At 63.2% G+C, this 21,685-nt stretch carries 16 protein-coding genes; 8 read left to right on the top strand and 8 right to left on the bottom strand.

Annotated features, from left to right (window positions below):
- Window positions 1-8: 8 nt before the first annotated feature.
- The 5 genes from M9978_RS17610 to M9978_RS17590 form a co-directional block, all read right to left on the bottom strand.
- Window positions 9-863, bottom strand: a complete 855-nt coding sequence (locus M9978_RS17610; protein WP_254295496.1) for an alpha/beta hydrolase — start codon at window positions 861-863, stop codon at window positions 9-11.
- A gap of 104 nt (window positions 864-967) precedes the next feature.
- Window positions 968-1,849 (bottom strand): DeoR/GlpR family DNA-binding transcription regulator, encoded by an 882-nt coding sequence (locus M9978_RS17605; RefSeq protein ID WP_367305125.1) that lies wholly within the window; start codon window positions 1,847-1,849, stop codon window positions 968-970.
- Window positions 1,839-2,924, bottom strand: coding sequence for an L-rhamnose/proton symporter RhaT (rhaT, locus tag M9978_RS17600; RefSeq protein ID WP_254295594.1), 1,086 nt, complete (start codon window positions 2,922-2,924; stop codon window positions 1,839-1,841). The genes M9978_RS17605 and rhaT overlap by 11 nt, the downstream gene beginning before the upstream one ends.
- On the bottom strand, window positions 2,921-4,084 hold the full coding sequence (gene lldD / locus M9978_RS17595; RefSeq protein ID WP_254295494.1) for an FMN-dependent L-lactate dehydrogenase LldD: 1,164 nt from the start codon (window positions 4,082-4,084) through the stop codon (window positions 2,921-2,923). Before lldD ends, rhaT begins: the two co-directional genes overlap by 4 nt.
- A complete protein-coding gene (locus M9978_RS17590) occupies window positions 4,081-5,598 on the bottom strand; it encodes an FGGY-family carbohydrate kinase (RefSeq protein WP_254295493.1) in 1,518 nt (505 codons plus the stop codon). The genes lldD and M9978_RS17590 overlap by 4 nt, the downstream gene beginning before the upstream one ends.
- Between M9978_RS17590 and M9978_RS17585 the strand changes: the two genes are divergently transcribed.
- The 8 genes from M9978_RS17585 to M9978_RS17550 all read left to right on the top strand — a co-directional run bounded on the left by M9978_RS17585 (window position 5,597) and on the right by M9978_RS17550 (window position 17,323).
- On the top strand, window positions 5,597-7,714 hold the full coding sequence (locus M9978_RS17585) for a bifunctional rhamnulose-1-phosphate aldolase/short-chain dehydrogenase (protein ID WP_254295492.1): 2,118 nt from the start codon (window positions 5,597-5,599) through the stop codon (window positions 7,712-7,714). The two genes, M9978_RS17590 and M9978_RS17585, sit on opposite strands and share 2 nt — an antisense overlap.
- A 96-nt stretch (window positions 7,715-7,810) precedes the next feature.
- Complete coding sequence (locus tag M9978_RS17580; protein WP_254295491.1) at window positions 7,811-9,106, top strand: sugar isomerase; 1,296 nt, start codon at window positions 7,811-7,813, stop codon at window positions 9,104-9,106.
- A 74-nt stretch (window positions 9,107-9,180) separates the two neighbouring features.
- Window positions 9,181-10,380, top strand: coding sequence for an acetyl-CoA C-acyltransferase (locus M9978_RS17575; RefSeq protein WP_254295490.1), 1,200 nt, complete (start codon window positions 9,181-9,183; stop codon window positions 10,378-10,380).
- Entirely contained in the window at window positions 10,377-11,522 is a 1,146-nt protein-coding gene (locus tag M9978_RS17570; RefSeq protein ID WP_254295489.1) for an acyl-CoA dehydrogenase family protein, read from the top strand. The genes M9978_RS17575 and M9978_RS17570 overlap by 4 nt, the downstream gene beginning before the upstream one ends.
- A 20-nt stretch (window positions 11,523-11,542) precedes the next feature.
- Window positions 11,543-12,712: an acyl-CoA dehydrogenase gene (locus M9978_RS17565; RefSeq protein WP_367305124.1), complete on the top strand. Its 1,170-nt coding sequence runs from the start codon at window positions 11,543-11,545 to the stop codon at window positions 12,710-12,712.
- Between the two features lie 168 nt (window positions 12,713-12,880).
- Window positions 12,881-13,765 carry a hypothetical protein gene (locus tag M9978_RS17560; RefSeq protein WP_254295488.1) on the top strand — a complete coding sequence of 295 codons (885 nt, stop codon included), beginning with the start codon at window positions 12,881-12,883 and terminating at the stop codon, window positions 13,763-13,765.
- 190 nt (window positions 13,766-13,955) lie between these two features.
- On the top strand, window positions 13,956-14,204 hold the full coding sequence (locus tag M9978_RS17555) for a hypothetical protein (RefSeq protein WP_254295486.1): 249 nt from the start codon (window positions 13,956-13,958) through the stop codon (window positions 14,202-14,204).
- A gap of 56 nt (window positions 14,205-14,260) precedes the next feature.
- A complete protein-coding gene (locus M9978_RS17550) occupies window positions 14,261-17,323 on the top strand; it encodes a site-specific integrase (protein ID WP_254295484.1) in 3,063 nt (1,020 codons plus the stop codon).
- A gap of 383 nt (window positions 17,324-17,706) precedes the next feature.
- Here M9978_RS17550 and M9978_RS17545 read toward each other — a convergent pair whose 3' ends face one another.
- The 3 genes from M9978_RS17545 to M9978_RS17535 form a co-directional block, all read right to left on the bottom strand.
- The gene (locus M9978_RS17545; protein ID WP_254295482.1) at window positions 17,707-19,524 is read right to left on the bottom strand and encodes a hypothetical protein; all 1,818 of its coding nucleotides are present in this window, start codon (window positions 19,522-19,524) and stop codon (window positions 17,707-17,709) included.
- Window positions 19,525-19,614: 90 nt separating this feature from the next.
- The gene (locus tag M9978_RS17540; protein ID WP_254295480.1) at window positions 19,615-21,321 is read right to left on the bottom strand and encodes a hypothetical protein; all 1,707 of its coding nucleotides are present in this window, start codon (window positions 21,319-21,321) and stop codon (window positions 19,615-19,617) included.
- Window positions 21,318-21,677, bottom strand: coding sequence for a hypothetical protein (locus M9978_RS17535; protein ID WP_254295478.1), 360 nt, complete (start codon window positions 21,675-21,677; stop codon window positions 21,318-21,320). Before M9978_RS17535 ends, M9978_RS17540 begins: the two co-directional genes overlap by 4 nt.
- Between the last annotated feature and the right edge of the window lie 8 nt (window positions 21,678-21,685).

Here is a 21,685-nt window from a genome sequence, read left to right as displayed (position 1 = left end):
GGAAGAGTTCAGGGCGCGGACTGGCGATCCAACAGGCCGCGCCCCCTAAGCCACTCCTGCAGCAGCTCGGGCCATTTCGACAGCGCAGGGTCGGCGCCGCCGAGCCCCGACCCGTGGCTGCCACGCTCGAAGAGGTGAAGCTCTGCGGGAACGCCCTGCCGCTTGAGCGCAAGGTAAAAGCGCAAGCTGCCCTCAGACGGTACGAGCTGGTCCGCCGTGGTATGGTAGAGGAACGCCGGTGGCGTCCTCGCGCTCACATCACGCGTCGGGAGATATTGTGTGTAGCGTCGGGGATCGCACGCTGCGGGGGCCTTGCGGCGGGCGAACTCGCAATACTGGGAGTTGCCGTCAGAACTGAGCTGCATGCCTTCGAGCCAGGGATAGCCAAGTATGAGGAAGTCGGGTCGGCTGCTCGCCCTCTCCACCGGGTCGGTGGCCCCGGGCCTTCCGCCCTCCGCAGACGTCGCGATCGTAGCCGCGAGGTGCCCGCCGGCTGAGAACCCCATCATGCCGATCCGGTCGGCGTCCAGACCGAATTCGGCGGCGCGACTGCGCACCAACCTCATCGCCCGAGCACCGTCGATCAGCGGCAGGGGCAAGCGAGCCCTGCCGCCCACACGGTACGTCAGGACGAACGCCGTGACGCCGCGGCTGGCGAACCATGTCGCAGGCTCCGTCCCCTCCAGAGAATGTGCGAGCGCGACGTAGGCACCGCCCGGGGCGATGACCACGGCCGCTCCGTTCTTGTACCGCGAGGGTGGATGTACGACGGTGATCTTCGGCGTCTCGTCGGCGTCATCCGAGGTCGCGCCCGGCGCGCGGCCAGGCCAGAGCCGGAACGTATCGATCTCTGGATCGGGCATGGCGGGCCGACCCGAGGCCCTCGCCGGCCCGTCATTCGCTGGACTTCCCAGCATGGCCAATGCCGCCACCGCGAGCCCGAATAAGCGGAGGTTAGGCCCGCCGCTCATTGCGCAACGATCAGCCGGATGCCGGCGCCTTCGACCATCTTGGCATCCCGATCGCTGATGCCGTCGTCCGTTATCAGCACATCAACTTCGTCGAGTTCGCAAACGACATTCCCCGATGAGCTTACGAACTTGGAGCTGTCGACGAGAATGATCACCTCGTCGGCACGGTCGACGAGCCTGCGCTCGGCCGCAACGAGGATGACGTCAGCCTGCATCAGACCCTGGGATCCGATCGCCGCCGCGCCCATGAAGAGCTTTGGGGCATGGAAGCGCGGCATGCTCTCCTCTCCAGCAGGTGCGAGAATAATGTTCTGCTCGCGGAATACCGACCCAGCTGGAACGAGGATCCGCGTCGTGGCCTGCGGCAGCAACGCTGACACGATATGAAGCGAATTGGTGAGAACCTGCAGCCCAAGCCCGTCGAGATGCGAGCACATCTGAAGCGTGGTCGTGCCGCCATCGATCATTACGCCTTCCCCAGGACGGCAAAGCGCCGCCGCCGCCCGGCCGATCTTTTCCTTCTGCCCCAGCCGCTGTTCTATTGCCTCATCGAACGGCGTGCCGACAAGCGATGGACCGGGGGCCTCCGCGACGGCAGCCTCCGCCTCCCCGATGAGCTTTGCACCGCCGCGCACGCGCTCGATGCGGCCCGTTTCCTCAAGCCGGGCGAGGTCGCGCCGGATGGTGGCCGGGGACGCGGACATGCTGGATTCGAGTGCCCGATACGAGACGAAGCCCCGCTCCCTCATGGCACCCAAAATCAGACGCTCTCGTTCTTCCGCATGCATATTCGTCGCGCTCATCCTTGCACCTTGCGGCGCGTTGTTGATCGATATTGAGCGCCGATCAACCCTTGCGCGGCGATAATCATCCTGCAAGCATGTTGCCTAGACCGATGACTACCGTCGATCCGACGAGCACCGCGATGCCGGTCCACACCTGTGAGCGTGTGCGCGACGATGCGGGTGCCCACTCCTTCAGCGCGAACCCCCACAGGGTCGAGAAAAGGATGATCGACGCCATGTGAAGCGTCCAACTGGAAAAACCGAAGCGACCCATCTGGCTTTCGCCCATCGTGTAGAAGAAGAACTGGAAGTACCAGAGCGTGCCGCCCAGCGCCGCGAGCCCGTAGTTGACCGCAAGCGGCGTTCGACCCGGCGCGGCTGGTGACGCGCCATCAGCGTGCAGCCTCTGACGCCCGACCAGTTCGCCCGCGCTGCGGTTCCTTAGAATCAGAAAGCCGCACCAGATCAGGTTGGTGGTGAGACCACCTGCAAGTACGACGCAAAGTACCGGCAGCCCCTGCCAGAGCGGACTGGTACCAGCCTGCAGTGTCAGCTGACGGATCGGCTCTCCCGCCGCCAGGCCCCAGGCGAAGCATCCTGACATCACACCGGAGAAGACGGCGATCACTACCCCCTTGCGCAGGTCGAACTCGGCCACCGCCTCATCCCGGCCCCCCCCGAGAACCTCGCGCTCCTTCGCGCGGCCGGCGAGCGCCACCAGCACTATCCCGACGAGCGTGATGGCGATACCCGCCAAGGTCACCTGCCCGCTGGTCTGCCGAGCGAGTTCGGCGAGCGTGCCATTGAAGATCGGCGGCCCGAGCGTGCCGATGACCGTGGTCAAACCAAGCGCGATCGCCATTCCGAGGGAAAGACCCAGATAGCGCATTGTCAGCCCGAAGGTGAGTCCACCCAAGCCCCACATCGCGCCCCAGAAGTAGCACCAAAACAGGGTGTCCGACGGCGTACGCGCTAGAACGCCGACGAGATCGCTCGTCTGAATGGACGCGAAGAGCCATGGTGCCACGACCCATGAGAATACCCCCCCCACGATCCAGAAGATCTCCCAGGACCAGCCGCGGATCCGCTTGTAGGGCACGTAGAAACTCGCGGACGCGAGCCCGCCAAGCCAGTGGAAGAACACTCCCAACAACGGGTTGCCCATTATCTGCTCTCCTGCTCGGCATCCCTGAACAGGATGTCCGATGTGATCTTGTCGATGCTGGTCGTGCCGGTGAGCGCCATCGCCACCTTCATTTCGGCCTCGATCAGCTGCAGCATGTGGCTCACGCCCGCCTGCCCTCCGCCTGCGAGGGCGTAGGCCCAAGCGCGACCAAGCAGGACACCCTGTGCGCCGAGCGCAAGCATGCGCACCACGTCCAGGCCGGAGCGAACGCCGCCGTCGGCGAGGATCGTGAGCCGGCCGGCGACCGCATCGGCAATCGGCGGCAGCGCACGCGCGGTCGAGGGCACGCCATCGAGCTGACGGCCGCCGTGGTTGGACACAACAATCCCGTCGGCGCCCAGCTCAGCCGCCTTAAGTCCGTCCTTCGCATCGAGTATGCCCTTGATGATCAGCGGCCCGCTCCATTCCGCACGGATGAAGTCGAGATCCCGCCACGCGACGGTGGGGTCGAAGTTGTTGCGCATCCAGGCGAAGAAGTCCTCGAGACCTGTGTTATCTCCAAGAACCGGGGCGACGTTGCCGAGCTGGTGCGGACGGCCGCGGATGCCTACGTCCCATGCCCAGCCCGGCCTGAGAACACCCTGAGTCGCTCGGCGGATCGCACCTCGCACCCCCGATGCCCCAGCCAGCCCCGACCGGTAGTCGCGGTATCGCGATCCCGGCACCGGCATGTCCACGGTGAACACGAGCGTTGAGCAGCCGACTTCCCGAGCCTTGGCGAGCAGTTCGCGCATAAAGCCGCGGTCGCGGATCATGTAGAGCTGAAACCAGAACGGCCCCACTCCCGCCGCCGCCACCTCGTCGAGCGGGCACGCGGACACGGTGGAGAGGCAGAACGGGACGCCTGCCGAATGCGCAGCGCGCGCCGCCTGCACCTCGCCTCGGCGGGCGTTCATGCCCGCCAAACCGATAGGCGCCAGTATGACCGGCATGGCCAGCTTTTGACCGAAGAGCTCGATAGACAGATCAAGCCGCGACACGTCGTTGAGTACCCGCTGACGCAAAGCGACGCGCTCGAGGTCGGCCACATTGTGGCGCAACGTCACCTCGGCGTAGCTGCCGCCGTCGATGTATTCGAACAGGAACTTAGGCAGCCGTCGTCGGGCCAGCGAGCGATAGTCTAGGACGGACGCGGCTTTCACGCAGCGAGTCCCAATCGTGCGACGTCACGCTGCCATTGTGCCCGATAAGCCTCGAAGTCGCCCTCCAGAGGTTCGATCCGCTCCAACGCAACGTCCGGCTTCAGGTCGGGATCGAGCAGGCGCAGGGCGCCGAAGGAAACATCGTTATGCGCGTTGGCGCGGTAGATCACGTCACCAGGGCGCAGTGCCGCCAGCGAGCGTATAAAGACCTCGGCCTCGGCGAAGCGCCCTTCAACCAGGATACGCTTCTTCGCCCCGATCAGGTCAAGCGACACATCTGCGACGAGAGCGGCATAGATCGAGACTGCCGCGCGCCGTTCCGCCTCATCGACAGGCATGTCGATCCAGCGCCCGCGATGCTGGGGAAACGGCCCAAACCCCGGAGCGAAGCTCGGCAGGACGCGCGCGCCGCTCGCCAGCACCGCAGCGACACCCGCGATCAGAGCGGGCTGGTCCGGCTTGATATCGATGCGGCGAGTGTCAAGCCCCGTCAGGAGTTCGATCTCCCGCCCGCCCATGAACCGCGACGACGGCACCGGCCTTCCGTAGGCGTCGACGTTGACCAGGCAGTCGCGCGCCTCGGAAAGCGTCCCCGGATCCACAATCGATCCGCTCTGGGGGGTACGCATCGCGACGAACCAGGTGCCGGTCGACAGCACCGTAGATTCGCGGTCAGCGATCTCGGCGAAGCCGCGCGCAGCCAGCAGTGCCGCGTTGGAATCGTGCAGGCCGCAATGCACCTGGGTCGACGCGGAAAGGCCCGACCGCTCCTGCCACTCTGGGGTCACGGTACCAAGGACGGAAGCTGCGGGCATGAGGGGCGGGAGCGCCTCGGCCCAGCCGCGCTTGCTGGCCAGACGCGACGGCTCAGCCTTCACCGGGTTCCACAGGTCGGTGTGACATCCCAGACTGGTGACCTCGGATGCCGCCACACCGCTGAGGCGCCAAGCCCAGTATTGCGGCCAGGGCAGGATCTGCGCGCCGTGCGCGAGCACGTCCGGGAACCGCAGGCTCGCCACATGCAGCTGTGCACCGAGGTTCAACCCGTCGGGAAGCGAGGGGGATCCTGTGACCGAGAAAGGATCGCGCTCCGCATCGTAGGTGGCGCGTTCCGCGTCGCCGATCGGCTCCTCGTAGTCGATAGGGGGGGCTGCCAGCTTTCCATCACGCACGATCGCGGCGGCGGCGCCATGACCGACCGGGATTATTGCCTTGATCGGTCCGAGCTTGGTAAAGCCACGCAGAGTGTCCGCCATCCACGCCTCGACGCCCGCCGCGTCGAGCGCGACGTGTCCGGCCGCCTCGGCGCGTTCGTTGGGCCGCGTCTCGCGAGCGACCAGTTCGCCGGACGCCGACCAAAGCGTGAGCTTCGCCATCGTCTTCCCGACGTCCAAGACCACCGTCAACGCTTCAGCCATACCGCCCCCCGCTTTGATCGCTAATAATCGAATTTGATTGATTATTACCAGTACTTTCGATACGAATCGAGCAAATCTTGTCGGATAGGATACCATGGAAGATCTGCTCGCTAAGCCGCGCTCGGGCCCGGACGCCCTGCAATTCGCCGTCCCAACCAGCCGCTGGGACGACGCCGCCACGGTAGGGCTTTCGCCTGAGAGTCTGCTGCTCTATCGTTCGAACCTGCTCGGCTCGGACCTGACGGTCACTAACTTCGGCGGCGGCAACACGTCGGCCAAGATTGACGGCGTTGACCCGCTGACCGGCGAGACCGTTAAAGTGCTGTGGGTGAAGGGCTCCGGCGGTGATATCGGCTCGATGAAGCTCGACGGCTTCGCCACGCTCTACCTCGACAAGTTCCTCGCGATCGAAAAGCTCTATCGCGGCATCGCGTTCGAAGACGAGATGGTCAATTATCTTCCGCATTGCACCTTCAACCTCAACAGTCGCGCGGCGTCGATCGACACGCCGCTGCATGGCCTGCTGCACTTTGCGCATATCGACCACGTCCATCCCGACGCGCTGATCGCGCTGGCCGCAGCGGCCGGTGGCGAACAGGCGACGAACGAGATTTGGGGCGGCAAGGTCGGCTGGCTGCCGTGGAAGCGCCCGGGCTTCGAACTCGGCGTGTGGATCCGCGACTACGTTGCCGCAAACCCCGGCCTGCGCGGCGTGATGCTCGCGGGACATGGCATCATTTGCTGGGCCGAGGACAGCAAGGCGTGCTACGAGAACACAGTGGAGCTGATCGCCGACGCGGCGCGCTATCTGAACGCCAAACTGGCGGGCAAGCCGGCGTTCGGCGGCCAGAAAGTCGCGCCGCTCGAGGCGGAAGCGCGCGCCGCCGCCGCCGCTAGGCTGATGCCGCGCCTGCGCGGCCTTATGCAGGGCGAGCGTGGCAAGCTCGGCCACTTCGACGACAGCGCCGAGACGCTGGAATTCGTCGGCAGTAATGACTTTCCTCGCCTCGCCGCGATCGGCACGTCCTGCCCAGACCACTTCCTTCGCACCAAGATCGCGCCGCTCACGCTCGATCCCGCCACGCTGCAGGACGATGCCTATCTCGCCGAGGCGTTGGAGAGCTACCGCCAAGGCTACGCCGCGTATTACGGCCGTTGCGCCAGCGAGAGCGATCCCAAGATGCGCGACGCAAATCCGGTAGTCGTGCTTGTGCCGGGCGTCGGTCGCATCACCTTTGCCGCCGACAAGACCACCGCGCGCCTCGCCGGCGAGTTTTACGGCAACGCGATCAACGTGATGCGTGGCGCCGAAGTCATCGGTGGCTACGCCGGCCTGCCCGAGCAGGAGGCGTTCGACATCGAATACTGGGCGCTTGAGGAGGCCAAGCTGCAGCGCATGCCCAAGCCCAAGCCGATGGTCGGCAAGATCGCGATCGTCACGGGCGGTGCCGGCGGCATCGGCGCGGCGACGGCAGAGAGGATGCTGGCGGACGGCGCATGCGTCGTGCTGCTCGACCGCTCGCAGGACGTGCTCGACCAGCGCACCAGCGAACTGGTGCGGCGCTACGGCAAGGACGTGGTCCGCTCGGCCGTGTGCGACGTTACGGACGAGGCGCAAATCGCTGCGGCCTTCGCCTATGCCGCCAAGGAATTCGGCGGTCTCGATATCCTGGTCGCCAACGCCGGCATCGCCTCCTCGGCTCCGCTGGAAGAGACCACGGTCGAGCTTTGGCGCAAAAACTACGACGTGCTGGCCGAGGGATACTTCCTCACCAGCAAGGCGGCGTTCCCGCTGATGAAGCAGCAGAAGGCCGGCTCGATCGTATTCATTGGATCGAAGAACGGCATTGCGGCCGCGACCAACGCGTCGGCCTACGCGTCGGCCAAGGCAGCCTCGCTCCATCTCGCCCGCTGTCTGGCGCTCGAAGGCGCGCCGGACGGCATCCGCGTCAACACCGTGAACCCTGACGCGGTAATCCGCGGGTCGCGCATCTGGGACGGCGAATGGCGTCAGGAGCGCGCAGGCGCGCACGGCATCGATGCGGGTTCGGAGCTCGAGGAGCACTACCGCCTGCGTTCCATGCTGAAGCGCGACGTTCTGCCGCAGGACGTAGCTGAGGCGGTGTACTTCCTGGCCTCGGACGCATCGGCCAAGTCGACTGGAAATATGATCAACGTCGATGCAGGAAACGCGCAAGCCTTCACCCGCTAGCGCAAACGGCATGCTTCAGTTCCTCTCGCCAAGGCGAGAGGAATGTGCTTGAAAAAAACTTGGTCGGTCAACCAGCAAATAACATAGGGGATGGAGATGAAGGGTCAGCGGCCGCTCGCGGCAGAACAAATCGGCGAGGGGAACATCCCTCACTTGAAGAACCTTCAGAGCGATTACGACCACCTAGCGGAACAGCTCGACCGCCGCGGCGTCGATGCAGCCGCGGTGCTTAAGAAGGTCTCGGGTTTCACCGTCGCCATTCCAAGCTGGGGCACCGGACGCGGTGGTACGCGGTTCGCCAAGTTCCCGATTGCCGGCGAGCCGACCAATATTCACGAAAAGCTCCAAGACTGCGCTGTGATCCAGCAGCTTTGCGCCATCACGCCCCGCGTCAGCCCCCACTTCCCATGGGATAAGGTCAGCGACTACGTGGCCCTGCGGGAGGAAGCGGACGACCTGGGACTGGGCTTCGATGCGGTGAATTCGAATACCTTCCAGGATCAGCCAGGCCAGGCGCACACCTATGCCAACGGGTCGCTGAGTTCCACCGACGCAGGTGCCCGCGCGCTCGCAGTCGAGCATAACATCGAGTGCATCGAGATTGGCCGGCAGATCGGCAGCCGGGATCTGACTGTCTGGGTCGGCGACGGCACCAACTTCCCCGGCCAGCAGGATCTCGGCAAGCAACTCGACCGCTATCTGGATTCCGCTGCCCAAATCTACTCCGCGCTTCCCGACGGCTGGCGTATGCTGCTCGAGCACAAAATGTTCGAGCCAGCCTTCTACTCGACTGTCATCTCCGACTGGGGCTCCTCGATCCTTGCCGCGCAGGAGCTGGGTCCGAAGGCCAAGTGCTTAGTCGATCTTGGCCATCATGCGCCTAACGTGAACATCGAGCAGATCGTTGCCCGCCTGCACCGCTTCGGGAAGCTGGGCGGCTTCCACTTCAACGACAGCAAGTACGGTGACGACGACCTCGACTCCGGTTCGATCAACCCGCATCAGTTGTTCCTTGTGTTCAACGAGCTGATCGAGGCGGAGCTTGAACCTCGCAACGGGTTCGACCCCGCCTACATGATTGACCAGTCCCACAACGTTACAGACCCCATCGAGAGCATCCTCTCCTCGGCCGAGGCGATCGCGCAATGCTACACGAAGGCGCTGCTCGTCGATCGCGGAGCGCTCCACGAGGCTCAGCGCACAAACGACACGATGATGGCGTTCCAAGTGCTGCGGCGGGCGTATAGCGTCGACGTGGGCCCAATCATCGCGATGGCCCGGGTCAATGCCGGCGGCGCGTATGATCCGATCGGCGCCTACCGCCAATCGGAATGGCGCCTCCGCAAGGCGCAGGAGCGGCGGTCGGTCGGCCTTGGCGCGGGCATCGTCTAGCCTCGGCCGGTAGGCGGCAGGCAGCAGGCTCGCCAGCATCTTCCACATACATACATAGCACGACTGGAGCATCAATGCGCGAGGCAGCGATCGTCGCAACTGCGCGAACGGCCATCGGGAAGGCCTATCGCGGTGCCTTCAACGTTACCGAGGCGCCTGTCCTCGCGGCACATGCGATGAATGCCGCTGTCGAACGGGCGGGCATCGATCCAGCACGGATCGACGACATCTTCTGGGGCGTGGGCAACCAGTGGGGCACGCAGGGCGGCAATGCCGGGCGCATGGCTGTGTTCGCGGCCGGACTGCCCCAGTCCGTCCCAGCGTTCACGCTCGACCGCAAGTGCGGCTCGGGTCTGACGGCAATGGCCCTGGCGGCGCGGTCGATCATGGCCGGCGACATCGACGTGGCCCTCTCCGGAGGCATGGAGTCGATCAGCCTGACCGTGAATAAGGATGCTCCACGCTTCCGGAATGAGTCGGTGTTGGTCAATGAACCCAACGCCAACATGGCGATGATCGAGACCGCCGAGATTGTAGCGGAGCGTTACGGAATCACTCGCGAGGCGCAGGACGAATACGCTGCGCAAAGCCAGCAGCGCGCTGAGGCGGGTTTGGCAAACGGTGCGTTTTTCGAGGAGATCGTGCCGATAACCGTCGAGAAGGCAATCTTCGACAAGGAAGGAAACCGCACCGGCAGCGAAACCGTCGTCGTCAAGCAAGACGAGGGCATCCGACTCGGCACCACCACAGAAGCGCTTTCCGGCCTGAAAACGGTCTGGAAGGGCGGGCAAGTGGTTGAAACGGGACGTTTCATCACGGCCGGCAACGCCAGCCAGCTATCCGATGGCGCCGCCGCGCAGATCGTGATGGACCGGGCAACCGCGGAATCAGAGGGCCGCGACGTCCTCGGCATCTACCGTGGCTTTCAGGCGGCGGGTTGCGGGCCGGAGGAAATGGGGATCGGCCCTGTCTTCGCCATTCCCAAGCTGCTCGAGCGGGCCGGCTTGAAAATCGAGGACATCGGCCTGTGGGAGCTTAACGAGGCGTTCGCGAGCCAGTGTCTCTACTGCCGCGACAAGCTGGGAATTGATCCGGAGCGCTACAACGTTAATGGGGGCGCGATCGCGGTAGGCCACCCCTTCGGCATGACCGGCGCGCGACTGATCGGCCACGCACTGATCGAGGGCCGCAAACGCGGTGCGCGCTACACGGTCGTGTCGATGTGTACAGCGGGCGGCATGGGCGCGGCCGGACTGTTCGAAATAGTCCAATGAGCATCGACGCCGAGACCTTCGCCGCCCTGATCGAGACGATCCGGCGCTTCGTCAGCGACCGGCTCCGCCCGCTCGAGGCCGACGTCGAAGCAGCCGACACCATTCCCGACGCCCTGCTCGAGGAGATGAAGGCTCTCGGCCTGTTCGGCCTGTCGATCGCCGAGGAATACGGTGGGCTGGGACTGACGATGCTGGAGGAGGCAAGGGTCGCGATCGAGATGGGCCGCACCACCCCCGCCTTCCGCTCGAGCTTCGGCACCAATGTCGGCATCGGCAGCCAGGGCCTAGTCATGGCAGGCAGCCCTGAGCAGAAGGCGCAGTGGCTGCCTCGCATCGCCAGCGGAGAGGTCATTACCAGCTTCGCGCTCACAGAGCCCGACGTCGGCAGCGACAGCGGCGCGGTGAAGGCGCGCGCCGTTCGCAACGGCGACGTCTACCACCTATCCGGCACCAAGCGATATATCACCAACGCCGACAAAGCGTCGCTATTCACTGTGATGGCAAGGACGTCGGACGAGCCCGGCGCGCGCGGGGTCTCGGCCTTCCTCGTCCCCCGCGACCTGCCGGGCGTATCGGTCGGCGAGCCGGAGAAGAAGATGGGGCAGCGAGGCGCGAAGGTCGCTGACGTGATCTTCGACGATGTTCCGGTCCCCGCCGCCAACCGGCTCGGCGCGGAAGGTGAGGGCTTCAAAATCGCGATGCGCGTGCTCGATCGCGGCCGGCTGCATATCGGCGCCGTCAGCGTGGGTGTGGCGGAACGGTTGATCGCCGACTGCGTCGCCTATGCCAACGAACGCAAGCAGTTCGGGAAGGCCATCGCCGAGCATCAATTGATTCAGGCAATGCTTGCCGACAGCAAGACCGAGGCGCTCGCCGCGCGCGCGCTGGTGCTCGAAACCGCTGCGGCAAAGGACGCCGGCAAGGACGTCGTGCTCGAATCCGCCGCCGCCAAGCTGTTCGCGACTGAAATGGTCGGCCGTGTCGCCGACCGAGCGGTGCAGATTTTCGGCGGCGCCGGCTACATCGCGGACTATGGCATCGAACGGCTGTACCGCGACGTCCGCCTTTTCCGCATCTATGAGGGCACCAGCCAAATTCAGCAGCTTATCATCGCGCGCGAAACGCTGAAGCGCGGCAGCTGAAGGGGAGGAAATAAGTTTCCGTGTTCGACTGGCAGGACCCGTTCGCGCTCGATGCGCAGCTGACTGATGTGGAGCGAATGGTGCGCGACACCGCGCGCGACTATGCGCAGGAACGCCTGATCCCGCGCGTCACCCGTGCGTTTCTCGACGAGGATTTCGACCGCGAAATCATGTCGGAGATGGGTCAGCTTGGCCTGCTCGGCGCGACGGTCCCCGAGGAATATGGCGGCGCTGGCCTCGGCTATGTCGCTTACGGCCTGGTTGCGCGCGAGGTCGAGCGAGTCCACTCGGGCTATCGCTCGGCAATGAGCGTGCAGTCGAGCCTGGTGATGTATCCGATCCATGCCTATGGCACCGAGGAGCAGAAGCGAAAGTATCTCCCAAAGCTTGCCAGCGGGGAATGGGTCGGGTGTTTTGGCCTGACGGAGCCTGATGCCGGCAGTGACCCCGGCGGCATGCGGACGCGCGCCGAAAAGATCGATAGCGGCTATCGCCTGACCGGCAGCAAGATGTGGATTACCAACTCGCCCATCGCCGATGTCATGGTGGTTTGGGCCAAGAGCGATGCGCATGGCGGCGGGATCAAGGGGTTTGTGCTCGAGCGCGGCATGAAGGGGCTGTCGACCCCCAAGATCGAGGGCAAGCTGTCGCTGCGCGCGTCGGTCACCGGTGAGATCGTGATGGATAGCGTGGAAGTCGGCGAAGACGCGCTGCTTCCCGAGGTACAGGGCCTGAAAGGGCCATTCGGCTGCCTCAACCGCGCGCGCTATGGCATCGCTTGGGGCAGTATGGGCGCGGCCGAAGCCTGTTTCAGTGCGGCGCGCCAATATACGCTCGACCGGCAGCAGTTCGGTGTGCCGCTGGCGTCCAAGCAGTTGGTCCAGCTCAAATTGGCGAACATGGAGACCGAAATCGCGCTCGGCCTTCAGGCAGCGTTGCGGGCGGGACGCATGTTCGACGAGGGCAGCCTGGCGCCGGAGACGATCAGCATCATCAAGCGCAACAATTGCGGCAAGGCGCTGGATATTGCCCGCGTCGCGCGCGACATGCATGGTGGTAACGGCATTTCAGCCGAATTTCACGTCATGCGCCACGCGATCAACCTCGAGACGGTCAATACCTATGAGGGGACGCAAGACGTCCATGGCTTGATCCTGGGCCGCGCGATTACCGGGATCGCGGCGTTCTGAAATCCTACAAGTCGCATTTGAGCAGCCTGCCCAGTTCGCTCCGTGCGCTACCCTGTGCACTACCGGCCCTTGTTGGAACGAGTGACGATCATAGGATGGATGCCTCCCAAGCATCGACGGAATCTTAAGCGCACTTGGATAGCTCAGCGCTTTTAAGGCAGGGCTGCAATGAAGCGGGGCATACCAAGCGAAGTCGATCTTGCCGCAGGCCAGCCCTGGAGCATCTATTCGGTCGCGGCCGACCGCCTGCCGACCTCGCCGGGCCGTGTGTTATTGACCGTCGCCGTTGAGGACATCGTGCGCCGCGTTCGTGCTGCCAGGGCGCCGTCAATGCGTCCGCCGGAGAGCTATGGGCTAGTTGCCGATGCCATCCCGTGGGCCATGGACCGTACCAAGATCGCGTCGGATCTCGCAGACCTGCTCCGCCACCATCACGTGTCGTCGACCGGCCGCCGGGTTGGCGGTGGATCGCCTATGACCCTGACGCGAACGCACTGGGATGGCGACGGTCACCACGACGTTGTCGCCACAGGAGTGATCCATATCGAGGTCAATCCAGGTGGCTGGATCCCGCACTGGGTATTCGTGGAGGCCGCCGAGGTCGAGCTGGTGGCATCTACACTCGAGAGCGTGGCAAGGCCCAATAGCCCATTCATCAATGCCGAATACCAGTGGCCGCTGCGGATCGAACAGATGGCCGACGGCCTGCTGCGCAACGTCAGGGCGATCATCGGCGTCGAGACCGTTATTCCCCCAAGCCAGACGCTCGCGACGAGCGAACTGAACAGTTTGATCTCGCTGCTCGCGACCGAACGCATGTCCCCTGTGCAGCGGGATGCGGTGGTGGATCAGGCGGCAACGTGGTTGGCCGGCATCTTCGCTACGGAGACACAACGCGAAGGGAAAAATAGCTACAGGCAGAAAGCTGTAGCGAAGTTCGGTGAAGCAGTCGCCGGGGGCGTGTTCGACGATGTCTGGAAGGCCGCGACCAGACAGGCCCCGGGCCGCCGTAAAGGAGGTAGGATACCAAGGGCTTCTAAGGCACCGGCATAGCCGATCCGAATCAGACCCAGCTGCGCCCTAGAAGATTCGCCTCTGCGAATCCCAGCTCGATTCGACGATTAGAGACGGCACGATCACCTCGCCTCTCCCGCGCGACTGAGCACGAAGACAATTAATTGCGCCGACTATTAGCCGATTAGAAGACATGGCGAGACCGCTCCCAACAACAAGGGAGTATCTCATGCCACGTAGCGCAACGCTAAAACCCACCCTGCTGACCACGAAGGAAGCAGCCATCTATCTGTCCCTGAAGCCGGGGACTCTCGAGAAAATGCGTCTGTACGACGAGGACGGACCTGCCTTCGTGACGCTTTGCTGCTCGGCTGTCCGATACAGACCCTGCGACCTGGACGCGTACGCCGCGTCGCGCGTCGATCGCTCCATCAGCGCCAGACAGAAGCGCCTCCGCCAGCAGCGTGTCGAGGACTGACAGTACGCTCAGCACGTCGGCATTCCGAGAAACTGATATACCGAAAGGAAAAGTATATGGAAAACATTGACGCGCACCGTGCAGCCACGCACGCGATGCAGGGACCCGCGGAGGGTGGATCCGGCACGCCGTCCCGCAACGCGGAGCCTGCAAAGCTTAGGGACGCCAAGTCGACGAAGCGGCCAAGCTACCCCCGTCACGCCACCGCGGAGCTCATCCGCGAACTCAGCCTCGTCGAGACGCTTCCGCATTTCGCCAATAGCACCTTGGCCGGGCCAAGCGTCGATCCGGCGTTGCTGCTCCGCAAAGTAGAGGTCTACTCCGACTGGATGAGCCGCCATGACGCCCACCCACCGTCCCTCGGAGGCGGGCGTTGGGTCTCGACCAATGCCGTGATGGGCCGCATCGGACATGCCGGGATCAAGCCGACGCCTGAAGTCAGATCTGCCATCGTGGCCCTCGGTCAAAAGCACGGCTTCAGCGCGATCAACGGCCGCCACAATCCGGAATGCCAGATCGACCGAGATCTTGACCAATATGCCGCTGTCATCAGCGCACGCAGGAAGGGCCCCCCGCGGTCTGCCGCAAACACCCAGGCCCCCTGTCGCATCGGTTGTGCCCACGAATTGGGTTGTGCCCCGATCGACATAGACGGTACCGCAATGAAGCGGCTCCGCATGATCATGGCCGAGGAGGAGTCGCCGGGCGACGTCTATTATCCGACGCCCGATGACATGCTCCCTACTGTCAACCAGTACCGCAACCCCGCAGTGCCCCAACTGCTGGCGCTAGGACTCTCAAAGTACGTCGACGGTCTGCCGGCCGATCCACTGGATCCAGCCAAGATCGACATCGCGGCCGTCGCGTACCACTGTCGTGTCAGCGTGGCCGACATTACGCGCTTCTCCGAGCACATGGCGCAGGTGGAGGCTGCACGCGGGGACCGCCCGCTGATCCCGCACCCAGCGATTGCAGAACGCCGTTACACCTATAGGGAATTGGTGGGATACGGCCGCGCGGAACGCCGTGCCGATTGTGGAAAAAACGCCTCCCCGGGCCAGGCGAGCCGCACTTCCGTCAGCGCGCTGAAGCTGTTCCTGGCCACACGACATGCCGGTGGCGACCTCTCGTCCATAGTTCCACACGACCTCGAGGCGCGCGTGCAGCGTGCGATCCTAGACCGACCGGAGGGGGCGGGTTCCGGCTGGATGGCGGAGATGCGGCGTTGGATAGGGTGGAACGCGGAAGTGCGCGCCAGCAAGCCGCTACCACAGCCGTTCGCCACCGCCCTGCGAGTGCTCTGCTTGGAAGCGGGCGCTTCTGCTGTGGATCTCATCAAGGCGACCAGCGTCACTGGAGCGGTGCGTCATTGGCTGGCCGGCGAGACGGCTCCATCGCTTCCGATGGGGCCAGTGCTCGAAAAGATCGATCTGTTCCTAGGAGTCCCGCCGGGAACGCTCGCCGGCGAGCTTTCCGACGAATGGCGGACGCGCCGGTTCGATGCCTCCCTGTTCGAACTCGATGAGGATGGCGGCGATGCCATTAAAATCGGGAAGCGGCGGAGTCGGCACACGCGCCACCTGCCGCTCGCCTTCGGCCAAATGTCCGACGATGAGCGCAGGGCCATTCTGGAAGACCAGCACTGGTCAATCGTCAATCAGGACACCGACTTCGCCAAGCGGCAAGCCGTCCTCTCACGCGATCGCTATCGTCTCAAGAAGAAGCAATGGCCCGATGTTATCAAGACCACTTGGGAGGGGATGATCCCGAAGCAGCGGACATCGGTCCTGCGGCGACCCGGCGAGGTAATCCCCCCGCCGGTAGTAGATGCGAACGGGAAGCGCAACACGATGCGCAAGGACAAGTGGCGCAAGAAAACTATCGAACACCGAGAGGAACTGCTGAGTTCATTGTTTGGTTACTGGACGCGCAAGCGCAAGCTCGCCGAGGACTACGTGGCCGGATTTCAAAGCCGGAAGATCGACTTCACGCCTGAAGCGGGGCTTGGTATCGAGATGGACCGCCTGCATCCCGTGCTTTTCGTCTTTCCGGATCTCATATCCGTTTTCTGCCACTGGCGGGCGCGCAGATCAGGCATGGAAACTCGTGGCTTCGTCAACATTCTGCAGCTAGCGGCGGAATTCGTGCGGCCGGAGACGGGTCCTATCTGGAAGGAGGACATGTCTGAACAACTCATAGAGTTCAAGAAGTGGTGGGACGCCAATCCCCACGACACGCCGGAGGGCCCGGTCGTCTTGGACATCGAGCCATTTCTGAAGAATTGGCAGGTCGCCGTAGAAGCTGCGTACAAAGTGCTGCGAGAGGACCTCTATCGCGTGATCAACGGTAAGCTCCCGAAGTCGCGCGACCCCTTCATGACGGTCGATGAGTTCGTGCAGCACAAGCGCCCGCTGGAGCACTACATGAAAGGCGTGCGCTGCCTCCTCGATTCTAAGCCGCACGTCGCAGTCTCAAGGCACGTGCATAACAGGCGCAAGCTGATGACGCTCATATTGGTCCAGACTGGACTGAGGACCGGTACGATGATGCTGACCATGTCGGGCCGAGATCCCGAATTGCGCGAAGTCGAAGACGAGGATGGCAATGTCTCATGGGAGATCCTGATCAAACCCGAGCGCTTCAAGAACTTCGATTCCCCCTTCTTCGCGGAGGGTCGTCCTTACCAATTCACCTTAGAGGACGAGGATGATCTGTACGATCTTCTAAGAGAGTATCTCACTTACTCCCGCCCCTACCTACTGAAAGGAAAAAAGTCGGATTCCTTGTTCGTCACCCAGTACGGTGACCCCATGGACGAAGAAAACATGCGTCAAGATTATCACACCATCACTCGCCTCTACTTCGTCAAGAACGAGCAGACCGGAACCGGTGCCATCAAGGGTGCTGTTTCACACGGGATGCACGCTGTACGGCATGTGATCGCCACCCATATCATGAAGGTGACGGGGGATCCGCGACTGGCCGCGCACGCCATTCAGGACATGCCGCGGACCGCTGAAAAGCATTATGCGCGGTTCTGGCCATTGGACAAGCTGCGGCATGTAGTCCCAGTGATGAAGCGCGCACGGATGGCGGGACTGAAAAAGCTAGCCGATTGAGGGAGATGATACCCAGCGATTCCCGTTGCGATACGTCAATTTGCAGCGAAACCGCAACCGCAAGATAATTTGCGCAAGTTTAGCGCATTTAAGCATCAGACCGTATGACTGATGAAAATCTAAGTCACTGTTTTCAGGCAATAAAGTCCTCAAGCACGCTGAGATGCCCATGGGGATTACGCACCTGGAACCCAATGTCTAATCTTACTAACGTTGAGAAGTTTGTTATGGGTTATCAATGGTTTAGCTAAATAGCTATCCGCACTGCCCCGCTAGGTTTTGTTCCTTACGCGTATGACAAGTGATCACGGCATTCAAAAACCGATAGCTGGCCCGACGACTGCGGCATGTCTGCTACCAATCTTTAATTGAGAAACCTGACCCTAACTGACGTGACGCGCACGTGCCGAGGCGATCGCGTTGATGAACTCCGTCGACCCAAGCACTTCGGCGATTGCGACCAACGGAGCCCAAATCTCGTCAGCTCGGTCCTCGCCCCGCGAGGCGATCTCCTCGTAGCGATCGGATACAGACGCCGCCCTCGTCATTCCGAGCGCATGCAGCTCGCCCAGCAGCGATGCCAGGTCCAGATCGTATGCACATCGCTGGACGGCGGCAGGAGCGGTCAAGATGCTGATGCAACGAGATCGCAGAATGGGCTCAACTCCCCGGGTGCACGTCAGTACGCGCGGCCCGAAGAAATCGAATGTCTCAACCCGCCCTGAGCCCAGCGCGATCGGCTTTCGTGCGGTCGACGAACGGTAGCCAACCTTGAGGCACTGAGAGAGCTCTCCAAATCCAGAACCGCCAGAACTAAGTCCCTCGACGTCGTCCAGCACCACCAAGCCGCCACACTCCTGCGCAATTCGCACCAAAGCTGCAGCCGACCCTTGCCCCATCGTCACCGCGTTGAAACTCAATGCGGCAATGGCTGACGCGATCTCGCTCTTTCCGCTGCCACGCGGACCCTCAACCAATAGAAGCGGTATGGACGGAAACACCCTGAACATGTGCGTCATGACCACGAATGCGGTAATCACCCACGTGTCAGAAGGTTCCGGCAGCGTGATCCGCGATTCAAACAGGGCCTTAACGTCCATTAAAATGTCGAGCACGGGCCGCGCCACCGGGTCGCGACCTGCGGCACGGTCAGCCACGAAGGCCTGAATGCCGTCGAACGACCAGGTGGCGTGGGCACTGGTCTGCGGTGGCGAAGCGATGCGCGTTCCATCCGCCAGGCAATGGACACGCTGGTGTAAAGCACGCCCGGGTGGGGCCGGTAGCGTCCTTGCCTCCAGCACAGCCCCGTCGCTACGCAAAGTCAGCGTCTCATAGCTACACATGAGCGTCCCTGCTCCGCTCGCCGTCCTTCGCCGCTCGATCGTGAAAGGATAGTACATGAGGCCATCAATAACGCCGCCGTGCAACGACACTGGGGCCGCCGCATAGTCTCCGGAGCCGCGGCCGTAGAGATCGCAGTCCGTTGCAGACGCCAATTGGAAAGGCCGGGCTTCGCTCAGCATCTGCCCAATCCATTCTTCCAGCACCTCGGAGATCGGCCGCGACGGGTCCGTTTCGATCCGAACGCCCTTCGCCACCTCGACCGGCCGCATTGCCGCCTTGGCTACTGCGGCCTGAATGGTGGCTGGAAGCGCGTCGTCCAGCACAATCCTGTCCCAGCCAGCCCAGCGATCCGGCTGCATCCATTCACGCGGAATGCTATCGGGCTGGGACGAGCCAAGGAGAGCGATATCGAGCCGCTTGGCCTCGATAACCGAACGAGCTTGAAGGCAGGCCACCGGGGTGGCGAGTACGGCGAGGGTGGACCCGTCGCCGAAGGCGATAGTGCGGGCCTCGCCCGGACTCCATGCAACCGAATGATCGGGGTTCTGCGTGATGTCGTCGATGGCGAAATAGCCGTACCGACAGCGTCCACCACTAAAGTCCAGCGGATAGGTGAGCACGCCACTGACCTCAATGCCTGCGGCGGTGACGTAGGGCTCCTTCACGCCGAGGCCTGCCTGTTCGACCAAAGCCTTGTCGAGCCCCAGGGCGCTCAGCGCGGCCATCGCCGGAGCATTGCGCGCTAAGTTCGCACGTAGCCGCCGCGCGTTGAACCCCAGGTCTAGGCCGGCCGCGTCGAACGCAGCCGATTTCCACACGCTGCCCGTTTTCGCAGCCGATTTCGCATCAGTCGCCATTAGCCAACGTCCAATTAAGTGTCTGTTGAATCTTATGTTTTTAGAAAAGCGCGCGCGTATCTGTGAAAATGCGAAAATTCTGCAGCGACCTCAGGCATGAAACCGCCCACCGTCAAAGATTAGATGCTGCCGCGAGCCACTGGGATAGGTCACCACGTGGCCAGTGGCCCAGGCTGTGATAGTTCCACGGGCGTAAGCAAGTTCGGTGTTGCAGACGCCCGAACAGTATATGCCGTCCCGGGTGGTCGGCCGGTGCGTGTGGCCGAGCGTAGCCCGGATCCCAAGCCGCTCGAAGAACCGGACATCGCCGGGACGTCCGTCGGCTCCGAGATGACCGTGGATCGAGGCCTCGACGCCGGCCAGTTTGAGGCTTTCGTTGGGGCGGAGGAAGCGCACACCGCGCAAGCCGTCACAGGTAAGCGAGCGGAGCGTATGTTCGAAGAGCCCATCTGCCGGCCGACCCTCTGCGAGCCAACGGTGCAGGCGTAACGACGTCTCGAGGTAAAAGATCGCGTTCCGGTGATCCTCGCGGAAGTCCTGCTCGCGGAGCCACCGGAGCAGAGCCATATCGTGATTACTGCCGACGACCACGCTCCGCGACCAGCTACGTCGCGTGTCAGCGAGAAACGCCGCAGTGGCCGCCAGCTCGGCACGGACATCACCACCACCCGCGATCATCTGCGCGAAGCGCTTGTGATGGTCGCGCGCATCATACGCGCTCCGCGCCTCGAAGTCGCAGACATCATGGAACACCATATTGCGTGGCCGCAGCATGTCGACGAGCGCCTTCGGCGCGTCGGTGCGTGCTCCAATGCCCCAGGTCGACGCGGCAACATGGGGATCGAGATGCGCGTGGTGGACATCGCCAAAGGTGAGTGCCTCCACCCGGCCCCCGGACCTGACCACTCCGTTTGCGATACGCACGTGCAAGTCATGAAAGGCACCATCGCCGTCGAGGTCCGAGAGGAGGTGTCGGCAGTAAACCCCTCCCGAAGCCGAAACTTCGGCGATCACGGCCCCCACCTCCCGCCGATGCGATCGCGTGCCATCGACGGGAAGCGTCATCACCCCGGTTGTCAACTGCGCCTTGAGCCCATCGGCACGGATCCTCGGCAGCGTCTCGAGCTGGATCGCACGGTGTGGCACCAGGGTCCATTTCGCCTTGTTGTTGTGTCGCGCCGCTTCCAGAGGGCGCGAGAGCCGCTGAGGCGGAATGTCGTCGACGACGACGTCTAGGCATTCACCGATCGTGATCCTTTCGTTGACGACCAAGTCGCGATAGTCGGCCATCATATCGTGCTTGGTGGCGACGCTGCCGGTACGGACAACTGCAACAGTCGCGTTAATCGACGACGCATACGCGCGAAGGTTCGTCCAGAATCCTTGATGAACGGGTGCATCCGCGTCGACGGCAGTAATGATAAATCGCGTCGTCCCCGAAGCCGGAACCGGGTAGGTCCGCGTGCTGCGGATCGCGCGCCCCTCGATCCGTCCGCCCTTCGATGCGTAAACACTCTCGAGCTGAACATGCTTCGCCGGCCTGCCGCCGGATTCACTCCGAGGCACACCAAATCTGGTGACAACATCGCCCCGCAGCATCTCCTTCAATGGGGGCGGACGCATCCCGGCGTCCCGCATGGTGTTTCGCTCATGCTGGACCAGGGCCTCGCGTACCCTGATTTGACACAGACCAAGTTGCCGCGCGACGATCGACATCGAGCGATGCTTTCGAAACAGCGCGTGGATGACGGCCTGCTGTTCGGTCACGTACGTATGCCTGGGCGATCCGTCGGTCATCGCTTGATGCCCTGCTCCAGACGCAGGACATCGCGCAGCGCACGGAGCGCTCCGGGATCCGACTTTAGAAAGCCCAGCGGCGTGATGCCCGATCCACCGCTCGGTCGGCGGAGCCACAGCACGGCCTCGGCGCCGAACACCCCTGCCAGCATCCTGCAAATCTCCAGCAGATCGCGCAGCCTACCTTCCTGACCCTTCTCCATCACCGCCCACTGATCGACTAACGGCATCGGCCATGCGTCGGTCCGTCCAAAGAGGATGGCGGCCACCTCCGCGTTCGCCAAACCAAGATCGGCTGCCGCCGTCTCCAACTTGGCAATCACCAACCGAGCGTCGAGCGCACCTCCATCAATCATAATTTCTT

The sequence above is a fragment of the Sphingomonas tagetis genome (assembly GCF_024211275.1).
In the GTDB taxonomy this organism is placed as follows: domain Bacteria; phylum Pseudomonadota; class Alphaproteobacteria; order Sphingomonadales; family Sphingomonadaceae; genus Sphingomonas; species Sphingomonas tagetis.
This window is presented reverse-complemented; position numbering and strand designations above follow the sequence as displayed.

Excerpts from the sequence above, each read along its gene's own strand:
- M9978_RS17535 (WP_254295478.1), bottom strand. The coding sequence starts at position 21,677 with ATGATTGATGGAGGTGCGCTCGACGCTCGGTTGGTGATTGCCAAGTTG.
- M9978_RS17610 (WP_254295496.1), bottom strand. The coding sequence starts at position 863 with ATGCCCGATCCAGAGATCGATACGTTCCGGCTCTGGCCTGGCCGCGCG.
- M9978_RS17545 (WP_254295482.1), bottom strand. The coding sequence starts at position 19,524 with ATGGCGACTGATGCGAAATCGGCTGCGAAAACGGGCAGCGTGTGGAAA.
- M9978_RS17550 (WP_254295484.1), top strand. The coding sequence starts at position 14,261 with ATGGAAAACATTGACGCGCACCGTGCAGCCACGCACGCGATGCAGGGA.
- M9978_RS17555 (WP_254295486.1), top strand. The coding sequence starts at position 13,956 with ATGCCACGTAGCGCAACGCTAAAACCCACCCTGCTGACCACGAAGGAA.
- M9978_RS17540 (WP_254295480.1), bottom strand. The coding sequence starts at position 21,321 with ATGACCGACGGATCGCCCAGGCATACGTACGTGACCGAACAGCAGGCC.
- M9978_RS17575 (WP_254295490.1), top strand. The coding sequence starts at position 9,181 with ATGCGCGAGGCAGCGATCGTCGCAACTGCGCGAACGGCCATCGGGAAG.
- M9978_RS17570 (WP_254295489.1), top strand. The coding sequence starts at position 10,377 with ATGAGCATCGACGCCGAGACCTTCGCCGCCCTGATCGAGACGATCCGG.
- M9978_RS17585 (WP_254295492.1), top strand. The coding sequence starts at position 5,597 with ATGGAAGATCTGCTCGCTAAGCCGCGCTCGGGCCCGGACGCCCTGCAA.
- M9978_RS17590 (WP_254295493.1), bottom strand. The coding sequence starts at position 5,598 with ATGGTATCCTATCCGACAAGATTTGCTCGATTCGTATCGAAAGTACTG.
- M9978_RS17580 (WP_254295491.1), top strand. The coding sequence starts at position 7,811 with ATGAAGGGTCAGCGGCCGCTCGCGGCAGAACAAATCGGCGAGGGGAAC.
- M9978_RS17560 (WP_254295488.1), top strand. The coding sequence starts at position 12,881 with ATGAAGCGGGGCATACCAAGCGAAGTCGATCTTGCCGCAGGCCAGCCC.